The sequence below is a fragment of the Providencia sp. PROV175 genome (assembly GCF_032707045.1).
Classification (GTDB): domain Bacteria; phylum Pseudomonadota; class Gammaproteobacteria; order Enterobacterales; family Enterobacteriaceae; genus Providencia; species Providencia hangzhouensis.
Genome location: NZ_CP120533.1, coordinates 565,468 through 586,011, shown reverse-complemented (window position 1 = coordinate 586,011; position 20,544 = coordinate 565,468). Strand labels below are relative to the sequence as shown.

General features: G+C 41.7%; 8 protein-coding genes. 4 read left to right on the top strand and 4 right to left on the bottom strand.

Going from position 1 to position 20,544, the window contains the following annotated elements; genetic code table 11:
• Positions 1 to 240: 240 nt before the first annotated feature.
• Positions 241 to 8,898, top strand: a complete 8,658-nt coding sequence (locus tag P3L44_RS02470) for an invasin domain 3-containing protein (RefSeq protein WP_272661972.1) — start codon at positions 241 to 243, stop codon at positions 8,896 to 8,898.
• Positions 8,856 to 14,186, top strand: a complete 5,331-nt coding sequence (locus tag P3L44_RS02465) for an invasin domain 3-containing protein (RefSeq protein ID WP_272661974.1) — start codon at positions 8,856 to 8,858, stop codon at positions 14,184 to 14,186. The genes P3L44_RS02470 and P3L44_RS02465 overlap by 43 nt, the downstream gene beginning before the upstream one ends.
• A 72-nt stretch (positions 14,187 to 14,258) precedes the next feature.
• Here the strand turns inward: P3L44_RS02465 and rtcR are convergent, their stop codons facing one another.
• Positions 14,259 to 15,848, bottom strand: a complete 1,590-nt coding sequence (gene rtcR / locus P3L44_RS02460) for an RNA repair transcriptional activator RtcR (RefSeq protein ID WP_140172623.1) — start codon at positions 15,846 to 15,848, stop codon at positions 14,259 to 14,261.
• A gap of 485 nt (positions 15,849 to 16,333) precedes the next feature.
• On the opposite strand from rtcR, the gene P3L44_RS02455 reads away from it, so the two are divergent.
• On the top strand, positions 16,334 to 17,452 hold the full coding sequence (locus P3L44_RS02455; protein WP_272661975.1) for a slipin family protein: 1,119 nt from the start codon (positions 16,334 to 16,336) through the stop codon (positions 17,450 to 17,452).
• A 2-nt stretch (positions 17,453 to 17,454) separates the two neighbouring features.
• Positions 17,455 to 18,681, top strand: coding sequence for an RtcB family protein (locus tag P3L44_RS02450; protein ID WP_004260976.1), 1,227 nt, complete (start codon positions 17,455 to 17,457; stop codon positions 18,679 to 18,681).
• A 56-nt stretch (positions 18,682 to 18,737) separates the two neighbouring features.
• On the opposite strand, the gene P3L44_RS02445 is transcribed toward P3L44_RS02450, so the two are convergent.
• From P3L44_RS02445 to P3L44_RS02435, 3 genes are all read right to left on the bottom strand, one after another.
• Positions 18,738 to 19,568: a hypothetical protein gene (locus P3L44_RS02445; protein WP_140172621.1), complete on the bottom strand. Its 831-nt coding sequence runs from the start codon at positions 19,566 to 19,568 to the stop codon at positions 18,738 to 18,740.
• 312 nt (positions 19,569 to 19,880) lie between these two features.
• Positions 19,881 to 20,174 carry a type II toxin-antitoxin system RelE/ParE family toxin gene (locus tag P3L44_RS02440; protein ID WP_110592490.1) on the bottom strand — a complete coding sequence of 98 codons (294 nt, stop codon included), beginning with the start codon at positions 20,172 to 20,174 and terminating at the stop codon, positions 19,881 to 19,883.
• Between the two features lie 2 nt (positions 20,175 to 20,176).
• Entirely contained in the window at positions 20,177 to 20,446 is a 270-nt protein-coding gene (locus tag P3L44_RS02435; protein ID WP_110592491.1) for a type II toxin-antitoxin system Phd/YefM family antitoxin, read from the bottom strand.
• Positions 20,447 to 20,544: the final 98 nt, after the last annotated feature.

Here is a 20,544-nt window from a genome sequence, read left to right as displayed (position 1 = left end):
ACACCGAATTTTTTAATCTAATAAATTGTTTTTATTCAAGTAAGATCTATTCCCAACCGAGAAAAACGTTTTCATATTAGCGAGAGAATTGTTTTGTAGGGCTATCAATAGAAGCCGCCCATTCCGCGTTTTTCCACCTTGTAAATTCCGCTTCTTTTTAAGTCAAACTAATTCACAAGCTCTTACCACTATAAGCATTCAACAATAGCCAAGTTAATATTGAAACTAGGAATGAATTGAATGAACCCCGCTACGTCAACCACAAAACCAACATTGAGACATCAAATCTCAAATGGCTTTGTCCTCTTTACTGCAATATGGTCATCAGCCGTCATGCCGGTTATGCCAAGCTATGCAAAAACGCTCACACCTGATGACCTACCTACTCTGGGAAGTGACCCCGTACTAACCGATGATGATAAAACAGAGAAACTGGTTGCTGAATATAGCCAAAGTGCTGCGCGTTTTATCTCTGGTAAGAAAAAAGCGGCAGATCTTGCTGATATGGCACAAGACTTCGCTCGCAGTAAAGCCACAAATACGGCAACAGATGAGATAAATCGTTGGTTATCCAAAACCGGTAATGCCAAATTCAGTGTTGACGTAGATAAAAAATTAACCATTAAAAATACCCAATTAGATTGGTTAATTCCTTGGTATGACAGTACAGATTTATTATTGTTTACCCAACATAACATTCACCGTACTGATGGCCGATTACAAACCAATAATGGTATTGGGGTTCGTCGCTTTACCTCAGAGAGCATGATGGGCGTCAATGCCTTTTTTGATCACGACTTATCTCGCTACCACTCTCGCCTAGGTTTCGGGGCAGAGTACGCTCAAGATTTTTTAAAACTGAGTGCCAATACTTATTTACGTACATCAGCATGGCGTAGCGCTCCTGAATTAAAGAATGACTACAATGCCCGCCCGGCTAATGGATGGGATTTACACGCTGAGGGCTGGTTGCCTTCTTACCCAAATATTGGCGGAAACCTTAAATTTGAGCAGTATTTTGGCGACGATGTCGCCCTATTTGGCAAAGATAAGCGCCAGAAAGACCCTCTTGCCACAACGGTTGGCATAAACTGGACTCCATTCTCACTGGTAACTTTAAGCGCAGAACAAAAAATCAGTGGTGGATTAAGTGAAACTAATGCCAAAGTCCAGTTCACTTGGGCGATGGGTAAGAGCCTCGCAGAACAGCTTGACCCAAGTAAAGTGGGTGATGCTCGTCGTTTAATGGGCGGTCGCTATGATTTTGTGAATCGTAATAACAATATCGTACTAGAATACCAAAAGAACACCCTGATAACCCTATCATTACCCTCAATAATCCAAGGGAAAACAGGGGAATTATTACCTTTAATTAATACCCTCAATACCAAATATCCGTTAGATCAATTAGCCGTACAAGCACCTGAATTTTTAGCCGCTGGGGGCGAAATAATCCTCGACGGTGCGTCTACAAGAGTCAAATTGCCGTCTTATAAAGTGGCAATGACCGAACAAGAAAGGAAGAAAATCAACCTTTACCGATTCACGGTAACAGCCTCTGACAGCAAAGGAAATATTTCACCACAGGCCACAACTTTGGTTGAAGTTACAAACTCCGGCGTATTATCAATTAACCCAAATGAGGTTATCAAGCAAGGAAATGCTGTTGCTAACGGCCAAGATATTAATACATTAACGATTACGGCCAGAGATAGTTTAAATAATATCGCGCCAGACTCAACAGTGACATTTATTCTCCCAGCAGAACTAAAGCTCATCACGCCAAAAGCCACTTCTTCAAGAATGGCATTTAGCAATTTATTCAAAAAAATGCAGGCGGCAAAATCAACTGATAAACAGAAATATCAAGTTACCACCAATATAAAAGGCGAAGCGTCCATTCAATTCACGTCACTGGTCACGGGGGAACACCGAGTTCAAGCAGTGCCAAATGGCGGCGCTCCTATTGATATCGCTTTTTTCTTTATTGCCGATACGCACCAAGCACATATTAATCATTTCAATGTTCTTAGTGATAATGCGATTGCCGATGGTAAATCTAAAAATAAAATTCAATTCCATGTTACTGATAATAATGCACATCCCATTAAAGGAGCAGTGCTGCAACTTGAGGCAAAAAATGCAACAGCCAAACAGTTGAGCCCAACCGATGAACAAGGCAATACTGATGTCGAGGTAAAAAGCCAAGTTGCAGGGCCGGTCAAAATAACAGCAGCACTGAATGAGCAAAGTGTCACGGTAGAAACCCATTTTGTATTCGGCCAATTAGCCCATGTCACGATTATAGACCTTGAACAAGCCGCTGCGGGCACAAGCAGCAACATCACCATTTCATTAACCGATATGCACGGCAATGCCGTATCTGGAGCTGATGGTACGGTGACGGTCAATATCGATGGAAAACCAACTCCAATTACCATCACTGAAAACCGTCCCGGTAGTGGGATCTACAACGGAAAATTACCTGGGCAACATACGGGCTCGCCAAGTATCACCGTCACGGTTGATGGGCAAACATCCTCACCGGAAACATTGATTGTTGAGCAGCCAAAACCGATTTCACCAAACAATACGAACGGGACAGGCCAAAAAGGGGAAAAAGGCGTTATTGATAGCATTATCATCACTCCAAGCAAAACCCATGGTTTACAATCAGGGGATACCCTTGATGTTATAGTGACTATCACCGATGCCTTTGGTAATGGGTTATCAGGCTTAAATACCGATAATATTGATATCGGCAAGCACAAAGGTGACACGCTGGCATGGACGGATAATGGCGATGGTTCTTACACCACTACCTTGCCATTAAGTAAAGTCGGCAACACTGATTTAACGGCTTCCATCAATGGCACGACTAGCCCGAAAATTGACGTTCTCGTCAATAATGCCAGCGGAACTATTCACGTTGATAAAGTGAAAATCACCAAAACAGAAAAACCAGCGGCAGGCACAGATAGTATTGTGACGATAGAGTTAACCGACAAACATGGCAATCACGTTGTTGGTGAAACTGAAGCTATTGCCAATATAAATGGTCAGCCACACACTTTACCGATAACAGAAACATCCCCAGGTATATATGACGTCATTATTCCAGGCCAACTTGCAGGCAACCATATAGTTTCTGTTATCGTTAACGGGGAAGAATCACCAAAAGAGCCGCTTATTGTTGATAAACCACGACCTGTTAAACCTAAAGGCCCAAGTGGTGCGGGGCCAAAAGGAGAATTAGGTGTTATCGATAATATCGTTATCACGACAGGCGATGCTAGCCATCTGCAATCTGACGATAAACTTGAGGTCGTCGTATCCATTACTGATGCCTTTGACAACGGCTTATCAGGCCTAGACACCAATAATATCAATATTGGTAAACACAAAGGCGATACCTTGGTATGGGTTGACAACGGTGATGGCTCTTACACCACTATCATACCACTAACCGACGTCGGCAATAATGACCTCACCGTTTCCATTAATGGCTCTAAGAGCCCACAAAAACAAGTCCAAGTTAGCAATGCAAAAGGGAAAGATAAGGTCAGCAAAGTTAAGATCATCAAAACAGAAAAACCTGCCGCAGGTTCAAGTAGCATCCTGACCGTTCAACTAATGGATAAAAACGATAACTCGGTCGTCGGTGAAACTGAGCTTATCGTTAATATTGATAACAAACCACACACTCTCCCCGCAAAAGAAGGAAAACCGGGTATATATGAAGTCACACTGCCTGCGCTGCAAGCAGGTAAACATGATATTCATGCAAGTGTAAATGGCATTGCATCAATCAAAGAAAGCCTACTGGTTGAGCAGCCAAAACCGATTTTTCCTAACAGTTCGAACGGTATGGGTCAACAAGGTGAGAAAGGCGTTATTGATAAAGTAGCAATCACACTTGATCACACTCACCGTTTTGAGTCGGGTAATCCTCTTGAAATCACGGTAGCGGTAACTGATGCCTTTGGTAACGGCTTAGCTGGCTTAAATACCGATAACATCGATATCGGTAAACACAAAGGAAATACCTTAAACTGGGTAGATAATGGCGATGGCTCTTATACCACTACCTTGACCTTAACCGACGTTGGTAGCAATGATTTAACTACCTCCATCAATGGTACTCGTAGCCCACACACAGAAGTTCAGGTTAATAACGCCTCAGGGACAGCCCACGTTGATAAGGTAAAAATCACCAAAACAGAAAAGCCAGCAGCCGGCGCAAATAGCCTTGTAACTATTGAATTCACTGATAAACATGGTAACCCAGTGGTCGGTGAAATTGAAATTACCGTCAATATTGATGGACAACCTCATAAGCTTCCAGCAAAAGAAGGAAAATCAGGTGGTTATGAAGTCACATTGCCAGCACTGCAAGCAGGTAATCACAGCATTAGCGTAAATGTGAATGGTAAAAACTCGACTGACACAACTTTAGTCGTTAACACTCCAACACCCATTAAGTCGAAAAAACCAGACGGAACAGGAACCAAAGGAGAAAAAGGCGTTGTCGATAATATTGCCATGACAACAGGCGATACCCACAGCTTACAATCTGGCGACCAGCTTGAGCTCACTGTGTACATCACCGATGCCTTTGGTAACGGCTTGACCGAGCTGAATACCAATAACATTACCCTTGACGGATATAACGGCAAGCCAGTTTGGACGGATAATGGCGATGGTTCTTATACCGCGACTCTCACATTAACTGAAATGGGGTCGAAAGACTTAACCACATCAATTAACGTCCATAAAACTGCCGTCAAATCGATTCAAGTTAACCCAGCCAAAGGGAAAAACAAAGTCAGTAAAATTGGCATCATTCAAACAGAAAAACCCACCGCAGGTTCAACCAGTACATTGACCGTTCAATTAACCGATAACCACGGCAACCCGGTGGTCGGTGAACACGAAATGGTTATTGAGATTGATGGCTTCCAGCACACCCTGCCCGTAAAAGAAGGGAAATCAGGTATTTATGAAATCACGCTGCCAGCGCTGCAAGCGGGTGATCATAAAATTACTGCCACGGTAAACGGCCAAAGCTCCGCTAAAAACACTTTAGAGGTGAAAAAACCAGCCCCAATTCGTTCGAACAACTCAAGTGGAATGGGTAATCGAGGTGAACGAGGCGTTATCAATAACATTACCATGACAACAGGGGATACTACTCGTCTGCAATCAGGTGACAAATTGGCTATTACCGTAACCATCGTTGATGCATTTAATAATCCGTTAACGGCCATCGACACCAGTAATATCATTCTAGATGGATATACAACGAGTTCGCTGAAGTGGTTAGATAATGGGAATGGCACTTACACCACTCCGTTGCTATTAACCCAAACAGGTTCTAATGATTTATTAGCATCTATTAACGGTTATAAGTCACAATTAATTTCCATTACAGTAAGTAATACAGCTGATATCAATAAAGTTGCAAATATCGAGCTGGAGCCAATCTCCCCGAGTGAAGCAGGTGAAAACCAAACTATCACAGTGAAAGTCACCGATAGATATCAGCACCCCGTCACCATGATTAGCAGTATGATAACAGCAAATATCGACGGCCAGTCAACATCCATTATTTTAACAGAATCACTCACCCAAGCCGGTATTTACACAGGAACATTACCCGCAAAAAACATGGGTAAATATACGGTTAAAGCAACAGCTAACAATAAAACCGTATCAAAGCTTTGGACAGTTAAAACTGCCGCGATCATCGCTGTAAAAGAAAAAGATGGGAGTGGTACAAAAAATCAACGTGGTGTCGTTAATACCGTGGCTTTAGCCTCATCATCAGCTAATGACCTGAAATCAGGCCAATTATTACAATTAACCGTAACCCTTAAAGATGGGTTTGGTAACGCTCTTGAAGGCGTCAGTGGCGCGAGTATTCAGTTAAATCATCGACAACCTAGCAGTCGCTCTGTGACTTGGATAGACCTCCGCAACGGCAACTATACGGCTCTTTTGCCTCTCACCAAAATTGGGCGAGACACTTTAACCGTGAAAGTGAACAAAATAACCACTTCCCCACTGAATATTAACGTGGGAAGTGCTATTGGAACCTCGCAAATCAAGCAAGTTAAAATCAAAGACATCGCTAAACCCGCTGCGGGTGAAACGAGTTCCATCACACTATTAATCACTGATGCCAATGACCAACCTATTACAGGAATTGATAATAACGCTGTCGTCTCTATCGATGGTGCTGAAGCGTTGCTTAAGATCACTGAAACCGTCAACAAAGGGACTTATACCAGTACTCTTTCTGGCCAAAAATCAGGAGACCATAAAGTCATCGTCACTGTTGGTGGCATAAAATCCACAGAATCAACTTTAACTGTTAGTGCTCCTTCTCCAATTGCCAGTAATCCAGGGGGTAAATCAAATACCCGCGGTATTGTTAGTCGTGCAAAACTTACCGTTTTACCAAACAAAAACTTAAAATCTGGCGATACGTTAACGCTCACGGTAACATTGGAAGATGCCTTTGGTAACCCATTAACGGGCGTAGATCTCGCACAATCACTGACCCATAAGCAAGCAGGTAACGTCACTTGGATAGCACAAAAAGATGGAACCTATACCGCCAACTTAGTCTTAACACAATTGGGGCAAGATCACTTATTTATCACAGCAGATAATATACAAAGCCCAACCATGGTTATTGATGTCAAACCGCAGTTAGGCAATAACGCTATCCATAAAATTGATATCAGTGATATCACCAATCCAACCGCAGGAGCCGAAAGTGCCTTCACGGCTGTATTAACTGATGCTCAAGGTAACACGATCGACGGTATCCAAAACCTTGAGGTCACCATTGGTAAACAACAACCATTAAATATTGCCATCACTCAACAAGCAGATGGCCACTACACGGGGAAATTACCGGGGCAACAAAGTGGTCCTTACGACCTGATTGCTAGCGTCAATAAGCAAAATTCAGCCAAGAAAACCTTCGTCGTGGCAAAACCTGATACGGTCACTGCAAGCCCAAATGGGGGTGGGAAAAAAGGCCAGTGCGGTGTCGTTAGCCAGATTGAACTGAAAATGGCAACAACAAGCGCCGTATCAGGCGACAATTTACCACTCACGGTGACCTTAAAAGACCGTTTTAATAACCCACTAAAAGGCGTCTCCAGTAACCACATCACTCTAATGCACAAACAAATCGGTCATGTGACTTGGACTGATCATAACAATGGCCAATACACCGCTACTTTACCATTAAAGATATTGGGAAATGATGCATTCATCGCCACCGTTAATGGCATCAATAGTTCATCGGCAAATATCTCCGTGACAAATCCCACCGATATCAAGCAAGTTAATCAACTGGTTATGGCCACTATCGCCCCATCGGCAGCCGGTTCAGAACAAACCGTGAGCGTACAAGCTATTAATGCCAATGGCCATGGTGTGACACACATTGCGGATGACATCAAAGTTACCCTCAATGGCAAGCCACTCAACTTAATATTTGTTGAATCGAAAACGGATAAGGGGGCTTATACCGCCACTTTACCTGCGCAAAAAACAGGAAATTATCTGGTTAAAGTGACGGCCAACAAGCAAAAAACGCAACAAACTTGGCAAGTTACTGCCGCCAAAGCGATTCAAGCAACAAAAGCTGATGGTTCAGGTATCCAAGGCCAAGCGGGTGTGGTTAGTACTGTTGAACTGGCGACAACCCAATCAAGCTTTAAATCAGGTGATACCACGAAACTGACACTAACCTTGAAAGATGCGTTTGATAACCCTCTTAGCGACATTGATGTTAAAAACATCACATTAGCGCATAACCAAACCGGTAAAGTGACTTGGGTTGATAACAAAAATGGCACTTATGCCGCTGATTTACTATTAACGACATTGGGTAAAGATTATTTAGCAGCGACAGTTAACCAGATAAAAAGTGCGCCAGTTGGTATTAATGTTGAAAAAGCGATTGGCAATGGCCGTATCCATCAAGTTGATATTGTTAATATCGCCAGCCCGCAAGCCGGTGCCGAAAGCCACTTTGCAGTATCATTGACCGATATAAACAGCCTCACAGTCATGGGGATCACTGAGGTCACTGTGAATATTGCGAAACAACAACCACTAAATATTGCCGTTACTCAACAAACGGATGGCATTTACACAGGGAAATTACCGGGACAACAAAGTGGGGTTTATAGTGTCGTTATCACTGCCAATAATAAACCATCCACGGCAAAAACACTCACAGTGACAAAACCTGATACGGTCACTGCAAGCCCAAATGGGAGTGGGCAAAAAGGCCAGCGCGGTGTCGTTAGCCAAGTTGAACTGACAACGGCGACAACAAGCGCCGTATCAGGCGACAATTTACCACTCACAGTTACCTTAAAAGACCGTTTTAATAACCCACTAAAAGGTGTCTCTAGTAACCACATCACTCTAATGCACAAACAAACTGGTCATGTGACTTGGGTCGATCATAACAATGGTCAATACACAACGACCTTACCATTAAAAGTATTGGGAAATGATGCATTCACCGCCATCGTTAATGGCATAAATAGTTCAGCGGCAAATATCACCGTGACAAATCCCACCGATATCAAGCAAGTTAATCAACTGGTCATGGCCGCTATCCCCCCATCGGCAGCCGGTTCAGAGCGAGCCATGAGCGTACAAGCCGTTGATGGCAATGGCCATGGTGTAACACACATTGCAGATGACATTAAAGTCACCCTTAATGATAAACCACTCAACTTAACATTTGTTGGCTCTCAAACAGATAAAGGCACTTATATCGCCACTTTACCTGCGCAAAAACAGGAAACTATCTGGTTAAAGTGGCTGCCAATAAGCAAAAAGCGCAACAAACTTGGCAGGTGACTGCCGCCAAAGCGATTCAAGCAACAAAAGCTGATGGTTCCGGTGTCCAAGGCCAAGCGGGTGTGGTTAGTACTGTTGAACTGGCGACAACCCAATCAAGCTTTAAATCAGGTGATACCACGAAACTGACACTAACCTTGAAAGATGCGTTTGATAACTCTCTTAGCAGTATTGAGGTTAAAAACATCACATTAACACATAACCAAACAGGTCAGGTGACTTGGGTTGATAACAAAAATGGCACCTATACCGCGGATTTGGCTTTAAAAACAATTGGGAAAGATACGTTAACAGCGACTGTAAACAACATTAGCAGCCAAACTGTCGATATTGAGGTGATAAACAGTAAAGGGGCCAATGAGGTCAAAAACGTGGACGTTATCCACATTTTACCGGTAGCTGCAGGAGCTGATAGTACAGTCATCGTCTCTTTGACTGACAAAAATGGACACCCAGTATCCAATATCACCAGTTTGTCCGTTATCATCGATCAGCAAAAGCCATTTTCCATGTCAGTGGGCCAAGCCCCTAGCGGTAATTACGTTGGAACATTACCCGGTCAACAAAGCGGTCAACACAATATTGTGGTGTCTATCCCTACAACGAATGCTGTATCAAACAAAAAACCATTTGATGTTAGCAATCCTGCACCAATTGCGGCTGCGGCTAGCGATGGTGGTGGGAAAAAAGGCCAACACAAAGTCGTCAATGAGGTGCAGTTTATCGTTGCGCCAACCGCTAACCTCAAAGCTGGCAATAAAGTCACACTCACCATCATGTTGAAAGATGCCTTTGGTAATGGGTTAAAAGAAGTCTCCAGCAACAGTCTCGCTATCATTCACCAACAATCAGGTTCTGTCATATGGAAAGACAATGCGGATGGTACTTATACCGCTGACTTATTATTAAGCAAGCTAGGCACTGACACCTTAAAAGTCACAGCCAATGGCATTAGCCAATCACAGGTTATCGATGTGAAGGCACCGCAGGGTAAATCTGCTGTCAACAATGTGGTATTAAAGGCGACCAACAAAACGTTTAGGGTAGGTGAAACTGCCGAATTGCAATTAACATTAACTGATAGTCATGGCAATGGTGTTGAAAAGGTACAAACCAACGACATTCAATTAGAGCATAATCATGTGCTTGTTCCTAAGCTGGCCTGGTTAGAGAAAGGGGCAGGTATTTACACCACCACGCTCCCATTACATCAACAAGGGAAAAACACCTTTGTTAGCCAAGTTAATCACCAAGCCAACGCCCCAATCGTGATTCATGTCGGCGCACTAACTGACCCAACACAAGTGAAAACTGTTGAGCTCAAAGCCAGCACAAATCAACTGACTGTAGGCAGTAAAACAGAGCTGACACTAATATTAGCAGACCAATGGGGTAATGGCGTTGAAGGGGTCACGGCTAAAGATATCACCATAAATGATGCGCATATTAAGAAAAACCTCACAGGTTTAAATTGGCTATCGAAAGGGAATGGAACCTATACTGCGTCAACAACGGTCGCAATTGCAGGAGTTCACTCCCTAAAAGCAACGGTTAACCTAATACAAAGTAAAAATGTATTGATTAACGCCCACCCATCGACTAACCAAAGCCAGATCAATAAGGTTCAGCTAACAACAAACTTAAGCACCATTACCGCAGGCGGTAACGTCATGTTATCGTTAAAAGTCACTGATAGGGATAACAACCCTGTTATTCACCTCAATAATAATACGATCACACTCACTGACAGTAATAATAAAATATCCGCTGTCTGGGATGAAGATAACCATGGCTTAGGTATCTACAGCACTAACATCATGCTCCATGACGTTAGAACACACCGTCTGGTAGCTAGTATTGGTCAATTTACAGATACAACCAATGTCACTGTCAATTCACCATCAGGTAACAATGCCGTGAAGACAATTACCATTTCACCAATAGCCAACAGTGATGCAGGGCAACCATCATCACTATCTATTGGCTTAACTGACCAATATAAAAACCCAGTTAAAAATGTCAGCAATAGCGATATCTCTGTGACAATTAATGGGCAAAAACAAAACATAATATTTATGGAAAAGAATGGATTACATAAATATACCGCTCAGCTCCCTGCCGCCAAAGCAGGCCGTTACAAAATCAAAGTAGAAATCAACGGACAAACAGAAACTGCCGAGTGGGTTGTCAACCCTCCTATCGCAATCCCAATCATTTCTTATGATAAAGATGGCTTACGAGGCTCATTAGAGACAATTTCTATTACCCACAGCGCGAAAAATCACATGGTAAACTCAGGTGATAAAGTCACTCTAACTGTCGGGCTAAAAGATAAGTTTGATAACAAACTAACCGGTGCGACGAGTTCATTGAAATTATTAACTGATTTACATTCAACCTCTGCATGGAAAGAGCTAAGCGGTGGGCTATATACCCAAGAACTCACCATGAACAAGCTACGTAAGCAATCTATTCAAGTGGTGGTAGATAAACTACTAAGCGATAAGCTTGAGTTAACCGTTACCCCTGCTAAAGGTGCAAATAATGTCCATAAAACCACTCTTGAAACCCATGAAGGTACTATTGAGGCGGGTAAAGAAGTGCAATTAACATTAACCTTAACGGATAGCGTTAATAATGGTGTTGTTGATATCAATACTAAAGATATTCAGTTAACAAATAATGGAAAACTAACCAACGTTACATGGGTGAATCCACAAGATGGCGTATATACCACCAAACAGCGGTTAGACACAATCGGTGAGTACCGGTTTAAAGCCACTGTAAATCACCAACCAAGCCGTATACAAACCGTAGAAGCAACCTATCCAAGTGGGAAAGATGTGGTGAAATCCGCAAAAATGACCACAAATACAAATACATTTGATGCAGGTAAAAAAGTTGAATTAACGTTAGAACTGAAAGACCAATATGGCAATTTAGTTACTGGCGTCAATGGGGCTGATATTGCATTAAAAGATAGCCATACCGCAGAAATTATCGATAGCGGCAATATTGCTTGGCATATGGCATCGGTAGGTGTGTATAAGGCTACCTTGCCATTAACCAAAGTCGGTAAACATACATTAACAGCGACAGTGAATAGTATCTCAAAGTCCACGCCAGCTATCACGGTGACAGCATTAAAAGGGGGTAACAATGTTAAGGAGATCAAATTAACCGTAAATAACACCTCAATTAAAGCAGGTGAAAATACCACATTAAACCTAACCATGCTCGATAGCTACGGTAATGAAGTGACCGGTATCATGACAAAAGACATTATGTTCAAAAATACCGACAGCACAATTACCACTAACGCATCGTGGGTAAAAACACCATCAAACGATAATGTCTATACGGCTCAGGTCACGCTAGAGAAAGTTAAAAAGCACACATTATCGGTTGAGATAAATAAACAGGTAAAAAATATCGAAATTGATGTAAAACCGCAAGAAGGTGCCAAAAATGTCGCGAAAGTAGAGTTAAATGCACCAAAAACAGTGGCAATTAATGCTGACGCCGAGCTTCAACTCAGCTTAAAAGATAAATTCGGTAATGGCGTTGTTGCGGTTAATATTTCTGATATCACACTGGAACATTTAAATACATTAATACCAATAGCTTGGGTTGAAGGCAATGAGGGTAAGTACACATCCAGCTTAGCGCTAACTAAGGCCAAAGCACATCCACTAACCGCCAAGGTTAATGGACACTCTTCAGATACCACTATCACGGTTGACAGCCCGAAAGGTGTTAAACATGTGGCTAAGATCAGTATGACATCTTCAATAACCGCTGATAGTTCAGGGAAATTAACTACTCAGCCAGGGCAAGAGTTCAAGTTAACATTCACATTAACTGACCAATATTACAATGGCGTCACTGGATTAAAAGAAACAGATATCAACTTAACTAATACTCAAAAACCAAGTTCAGTGCTAATAACGGCATGGCAAGAAAACACACAGAAGAAAGGGGAATATAGTGCCACTGTATCACTGACTCAAACAGCACAACATGCTCTGACAGCAAAAGTGAATGCCGTTTCTGATACCACACAGATATCAGTTACCCCATTCAGTCACCCTGATTACGTTGCATCCGTTGAATTGAACCTTGCTAAAACTAATATCAACATCGGTGAAAATGTTAAATTTGAGCTAAAAGCCAAGGATAAGTATGGTAATGACGTGTTTGTTAATGAAAACGATATTGCAATACATAATAAATCTCAAAAATCATCAGAAATTAAAGAGAAGTGGGATATCACAAAAGACACTTTCACTCGCCAGTATAAAGGAACATTCCATTTTACAAAACCTGGAGAGTACATAATCTCAGCGATTGTAGGTAAGGCTAATAGTAATTCTGAAAGGATTACTATTGAAGCTGGTGCACCTGTATTTGCCTCAGGGAAAAGCACATTCACTGTAAGTAACGATGAAACAAGTACAACTGCTATCAAAAACACTGAGATAAAGTTAGTACTTAAAGATGATAATGGTCATTTGATTACAGGGAAAAAACCAAAATTAGAAGTCATATCAAGCACAACCCATAGACGAGTATCGAAGGATATGACAGAAATATCGGCAGGAACATATACAGCTGAGCACATGAATGCTCCTGATGCAGAAATTGCTCAAATTAAATTATTCAGCGATTCAATTAATTATAAGGGGAGCGATAAATATACTCAAATTGTCAATTACGGCAAAATGTCAATTACACGATTAGGTGTTGAAGAAACCTATCAAGTTGATGATCGATTCCCTTCTACTGGGTTTACTGGAGCGCAATTTGCCATTGAACCTTCACTAGGTTTTGCTTCTGACTATAAGTGGGAGGTTAACCAAAATTGGCTAACTATTAATGAAAAAGGTGTTGTGACTATGAAGACACAGCCGGAAAGCCCCCGCAGTGCAAAAGTCACTATCACTGGAAAACCTAAGCGTATGAATAGCAAGAATATGGTATATACCTTTAACATGAATAAGTGGTTTAGCACAGGGGCGAAATTGAACTTGAATGATGCAATGGGGTATTGTACTAATTCTCAAAAGATAGCCAGTCCAGAAGATATAAAATATAGTAAAATCTCGCTATTCACCCAGTGGCCAGAGAAAACCATTAACGACAACATAAAACTAGACCAAATAGCAGAAAACGGCTGGATTTGGACAATAACCAAGTACATGACCATCTACCATATACCAACACATAAGTACTCAGGAAGCGGACATACTGCCGGTAACTTTGGGGTTCTGTGTGTTAAAGTGTATTAATTGTCATTAGGTTTAACTTCTTGTTATTTTTATCCTATCAGCCCCCTCACGGGGGCTTTTTATTACAAAGATTCATGATATTAAATCCGCCTTCACTCCATCCCAATCCAACCCAAATTTAGCGAGATACTTTCGCAGCCTATCTGCATCATTGGGCTGTTTTTTATGTTGCCGCGAAACGGCAAACAGCTCACGCCCCGCTTCGGAAAGGGTAGATGAACGGCGACAAACTTCCAGCACTGTTGCCAGCTGTTGCTGGTCGAATAAATCAATTTCACCAATTTGCTTTGGTAATGTATTGGTTGATTTTGACTGCCATTGGGCTTGCAAACGGCCAATTTCTTCTTCGGCCACCGCTTTAGTAATACGCCCGCGTTCGGCAAACGTTGCCATCCGGCTAATGGATGCACCCAACTCACGAAAATTGCCACGCCACAGGGCCAGAGAGGAACAGGCAAACTTCACATACACATTGCGAGCTTCGCTATCAAAACGAATTTGGCTTTGTTGCTCTTGGCAAAATTTGGCTAATTCATAATCAATATTCGGTTCGATGTCTTCACGGCGGTCACGCAAGCCCGGTAACGCAAACGTCCACATATTGATACGGGCAAATAGGTCTTCACGAAATTTGCCCTCCTCCACTTGCTGCGCCAAATTACGGTGAGTCCCTGCAATTAATTGAAAATCACTGTGAATTTCTTCATCTGAACCATAAGGGAAAAAGCTTTTTTCTTCGATGGCTTTCAATAGCATTGCTTGCTCATCTAGCCCAAGTTCCGCAATTTCATCGAGAAATAAAATACCGCCATCCGCTTCTTTCAGTAACCCACGCCTTGGGTTGATTGCCCCTGTGAATGCCCCTTTTACATGGCCAAACAGCGTTGACATAGCGTTATCACCACGCAAGGTAGCGCAGTTTACTTCCACAAAGCGCCCTTTAACTTGGTGGCGACTTTCACGTAGTTGATAAATTCGCCGAGCTAAGAAAGACTTCCCCGCCCCCGTTGGCCCATTGAGTAAAATTGGGGCTTTAGAGCGTAGTGCGACGCGTTCGATTTGCTCAATCATGGTATTAAATGCCGCGTTGCGGGTGGCAATACCCGATTTTAAAAACGAAACCTGCTGTTGCTGCTCTGTTTGGAAACGGCTGGTGATATGGGTATAACGGCTTAAATCAAGGTCAATCACGGTATGAATGCCGATAGGGTCTTTTTCTCGCCCTTTTTGGCTCGGTGAAGTTTGAATTAATTTGGCTGGTAAATAATGAGCTTCCGTTAATAAAAACCAACAGATTTGCACCACATGGGTACCCGTAGTGATATGTACAAGATACTCTTCATTATCAGTATCAAATTGATAATGCGAAGAAAAATCCAGTAATGAGGTATAAACCTCTTCAAAATCCCACGGGTCAGCAATATCCACCTCATGCAGTACCACTTCCGTATTGGGAGAAGCTTGTTCAATATCCTCTTTCACCCGGTGCGCCATGCCATAGTCATTCACCTGATGCAGTAATTCAAAACGACCAATATCCAAATCAGGCTGTTGGCAAAGACCAACCGTTGGGCGCCATTTTGTCCAGCGATTGGCTTTTTTGCCTCTTCTATCAAGTACTGTGCCCAATACACCAATCACAACCTTACGTTTCTTGCTCATAATATTTATATAAATTTATAAGTTACGATATAAAAAGATAATAAATAGCATAATCCATTTACCATGCCAATGTTACCCACTTTTCTCTTAATATTATTTTTTACTTATTTTTCAATGCAGTAAAAATATTTATTTCATTTTTAAAAAAGTTGGCACGCTTCTGGCAATACTATATTCATCCACTGCCGGAAATTGTATGAACTGCAAGTTCAACCGGTGCAGACATGGTGGCTTAGCCACTACATGGTCTGTATGCCGCCGTCAGGAAGATACCTTGGTAATAGCCTAGCTATCAGGTTCGACTCCTGAAAAAAATACAAATCCAACTGTATAAAACTAAGCAGAAGTTAAGCTTAAAACCGCCACTCGAGAGCTTTGCCGAGTGATGAGCAGAAATTTAGACAGCCAATTTTGGCACTCTACTTTTCCCCTCACCACTTCGCTTTTTTCTTCAGTGCCGGATAAATATTGAAAAAGGAAAAATAATGAAAAAAATAAATATCGCTCAAGGACAAATCGCACTAACCTCAAAAAATGGGGATTTTAAACAATTACTGACTGCGGGTGAGCACCATTTAAACGATTGGTTCAATCGATTGACTGTGTCATTGTTCACACTTGATAACGAACCTATTGATGAAAAACTGGCAGACCACTTACGCCAATTTCACCCTGATTGGGTTGATGACCACTGTATTGACATCGCTTTGACTGATGACGAGATTGGTTTTATTTACTTGCACAATAGTTTGACAGAAATATTGCCACCAGCGACCCGTCGGTTGTATTGGAAAAATGGCAATAATTTAAAAGTGGAGCCGCAGTCGCTAGAAAATAGCGTTATTGACTCTGCATTCGTTGCACGTCTGATGGGTAAAAAACGCATTAAAGGCAATGAGTTGGTCTTGATTAGCCAAGTACCTGCATGGCATGTCGGTATGTTAAAAATTGATGGTGAGATACAAGATTTATTACAACCGGGAACTTACGGTTATTGGAAAATCAACCACAAACCGGAAGTTGAGATAATAGACACCCGTTTACAATCATTAGAAATTAGCGGACAAGAGATTTTAACCAAAGACAAAGTCACATTACGCATCAACCTGTGCGCCAACTGGCGCTATCACGATATTTTACTGGCGTTCTCAAAATTGAGTCAGCCTGTAGAGCATTTATATCGTGAATTGCAGTTTTCAATACGAGAAATTGTGGGGACTCGAACCTTAGATGAACTATTAGAAAACAAACAATTAGTCGATGAGCTGATGTTAGCTCAAGTCGCGCAATGCGTGGTTGAATTTGGCCTAGAAATTGACAGTATCGGTGTAAAAGACATCATTTTGCCGGGAGATATGCGCACTATTTTATCCCAAGTCGTTGAAGCCGAAAAATCGGCACAAGCTAACGTGATCCGCCGCCGCGAAGAAACTGCCGCGACTCGTTCACTGTTAAATACCGCAAAAGTAATGGAAAACAACCCGGTTGCATTGCGTTTAAAAGAACTTGAGACCTTAGAAAGTATCGCACATCGAATCGACCAAATTTCCGTTTACGGTGGATTAGATCAAGTATTAAACGGATTGGTAAAAATTAAGGAATAACAATGAATAACAATAACTTTAATCAATTAATTCAAGAAAATGGTGTGCCTGTAAAAATGTGGACCAACGGCGTGCCTGTAGACCCGAAAGCGGTAACACAACTACAAAACACCGCTAAAATGCCGTTTATTTTTAAGCACCTTGCGGTAATGCCTGATGTACACGTTGGGAAAGGTTCGACGATTGGAAGTGTGATACCAACCAAAGGGGCCATTATTCCTGCGGCAGTCGGCGTGGATATTGGTTGTGGAATGATTGCCGTGCGAACGTCCTTAACCGCATCGGATTTGCCGGATAGCTTACAAAACATCCGTTTTGCTATTGAGTCGGCGGTTCCGCACGGTCGAACTACACATCGACATGGACGTGATAAAGGGGCATGGCATCGTACACCAGATATTGTCGATACCCACTGGGCACACTTGGATGAAGAGTTCAAACGTATCTGTGATAAGTACCCAAAACTGCGTGGAACCAATCATTACAACCACTTAGGAACATTGGGAACGGGAAACCACTTTATTGAACTGTGTTTGGATGAACAAGACCGCGTGTGGGTAATGCTACATAGCGGGTCACGTGGTGTAGGAAACGCGATTGGTAATCTGTTTATCACATTAGCGCAAAAAGATATGCAACAGCATATCGCCAATTTGCCGGATAGAGACCTCGCGTATTTCGAAGAAGGAAGCGTGCATTTTAATGACTATATGGAAGCGGTAGGTTGGGCGCAGGACTTTGCTCGCCATAACCGTGAAGTGATGATGCACCGCGTTCTGGAAGCACTATCACGCGAAATTCCAAAACCGTTTATCACAGAGCAAGAAGCCGTAAATTGCCATCATAACTATGTGCAAAAAGAGCAGCACTTTGGTGAAGAGGTACTGGTAACCCGAAAAGGTGCCGTGTCGGCTCGAAAGGGCCAAATGGGGATCATTCCAGGGTCTATGGGAGCCAAAAGTTTTATCGTGCGCGGTTTAGGTGACGAAGAAAGTTTTTGCTCCTGTAGCCACGGTGCAGGCCGTGTAATGAGCCGAACAGAGGCCAAAAAACGTTTCTCAGTCAGCGACCAAAAAATGGCGACCGCCCATGTTGAGTGCCGAAAAGATAGTGATGTGATTGACGAAATACCGATGGCGTACAAAGACATCGATGCTGTAATGGCTGCGCAATCATCACTGGTAGAAATTGTTCATACCCTACGCCAAGTCGTGTGTGTGAAAGGGTAAGCTCAAGTATTAGAATATAGGCTATATCTTACATGATAAGGCCTATATCTTATAAGTTAACCAGTGGAATGAGAAATAGCTTTATCAAATTGTTCTTTGTAAGATTTTTGAGTTCTTTTTACAAACGCCAAATAATCAATATGTTCTATTTTATCTATTTGCTTATTCACTAGGCGATTAATATCATCAAAGTTTTGGACATTAAATTTTTTATGCTCACTACCAATAGCTATGCTATTAATTGCGCCACAAATGATGTTAAGCAATTTCATTTTTTCATTAGTAAAAAGAATACTATCTTTTTTAAAATCTTGAATTGATTGGGGACAGATAGTAAATGACGTTGAATTTACCCACTCATCTTGAGTATTCTGAAAAGGTTTTAACCATTGACCATGAGCAACTTTATTTCGATTTCTAATCACAGGCGCTAAATGCCCACTAATCCATGTTTTTATTCGCTCATATATCGTAAAAAGGATAATTCCTAAGCTATCTTCATTAGCATCTTCTTCAAACTGAATATTTGCATTCTTTTTAACCGCTATTGCAAGAGCAGTTAACCATCTTTGTTCCAAACTATTTTGGTTGTATATAATGCTACGTTCATGTTCTGTAAAGACACTTTCTTCATAAATAAGCACATGCAATCTAGCTTCACACCATACGGATAATAGCATTGAATACAAACGAGTGAATGTTAAAACATCGTCTTGTATATTCTGATACGCTGAAGACGCTATGGCTTTTCTTAACTGCCCTTCTACATGACGCAATCCATTGCCAACCTGCTCGAAGTTTTGTCGGTGATATTCCCTTATTTTACCTATATACGAGGATGGGTCACAGACATAAAGGGAGTCTACCCTGCGTCTTATTTCAGTCAATGTTCCCTCCCCTATAGACTATATAAAATCCTGATGCCAAAACAGTTTTAATATATTAAACAGTTTTGGCATCCAGGATTCGAACCATGGACCTCCTAAAAAATAGGCGTGCAACCTTACACCAATGCCCCATAGTGATATTAAATCTATGTTTCAAATTTTCAATACGAGAACTTGATCACTGCAAAGCGCTTCGCAAATATATTGAGTAAACTAATTTTTTCAAGAAAAAGACCATCAGAACATTTTTGATGGTCTTTTTCTTTAATAATATTAAATAATTAACAATAAAGCTTATTGCCACCTAGATTTTTATAAATGAGAGTTTGGATCCTGTGTATGATGTAATACCGCCAGCACTTCAATGCCTTCAAGCGCTTTTCGATAATAAATAATATGGCTTTCAACAGGGAAGCTAAAGACGCCCAAATACAAATCTTCACTACGATCACGACCAAGGGATGGCTGTCGGGCAAGTATGTCTGTCATTGTTACTCGTAATGAGTTGGCATAAGCTTCGGCAACATTAACTCCCCAACGACGCATAGAATAAAGCTTGATTGAGCGGATATGCTCTCTTGCTTTATGAGTAAACCTAACGCTCATCCTTAAGCCTTATTTTCAAGTTCGTCCATGGTTAGCGGGGCAAATACATCATCAATGCTATGAAATTCACCGCGTTCTGCTTGTGCAATAGACTCCGCCAAAACCGTTTTTAGGCTCTGTAATTTTAATTGCATAAGCTGGTCATATTCGTCCGGAGAGATAACAACAGCAACACGTTTACCGTGCTTGCTTATTTCAACAGGTGCACGTTGAACTTTCATCAATAAATCACCAAATTGATTTTTAGCAACTTGTGCTGAGATAGTTTCCATACATCACCTACAATATAAAGTAGCTTGAATATCCATTATAGCTAAAATGGCTTAAACTACCAATATTTCAAAAATATCGTTCATCTTAAAACGACCAT

Coding starts and splice junctions, on each gene's coding strand:
- rtcR (WP_140172623.1), bottom strand. CDS start 15,848: ATGAGCAAGAAACGTAAGGTTGTGATTGGTGTATTGGGCACAGTACTT.
- P3L44_RS02470 (WP_272661972.1), top strand. CDS start 241: ATGAACCCCGCTACGTCAACCACAAAACCAACATTGAGACATCAAATC.
- P3L44_RS02455 (WP_272661975.1), top strand. CDS start 16,334: ATGAAAAAAATAAATATCGCTCAAGGACAAATCGCACTAACCTCAAAA.
- P3L44_RS02440 (WP_110592490.1), bottom strand. CDS start 20,174: ATGAGCGTTAGGTTTACTCATAAAGCAAGAGAGCATATCCGCTCAATC.
- P3L44_RS02450 (WP_004260976.1), top strand. CDS start 17,455: ATGAATAACAATAACTTTAATCAATTAATTCAAGAAAATGGTGTGCCT.
- P3L44_RS02435 (WP_110592491.1), bottom strand. CDS start 20,446: ATGGAAACTATCTCAGCACAAGTTGCTAAAAATCAATTTGGTGATTTA.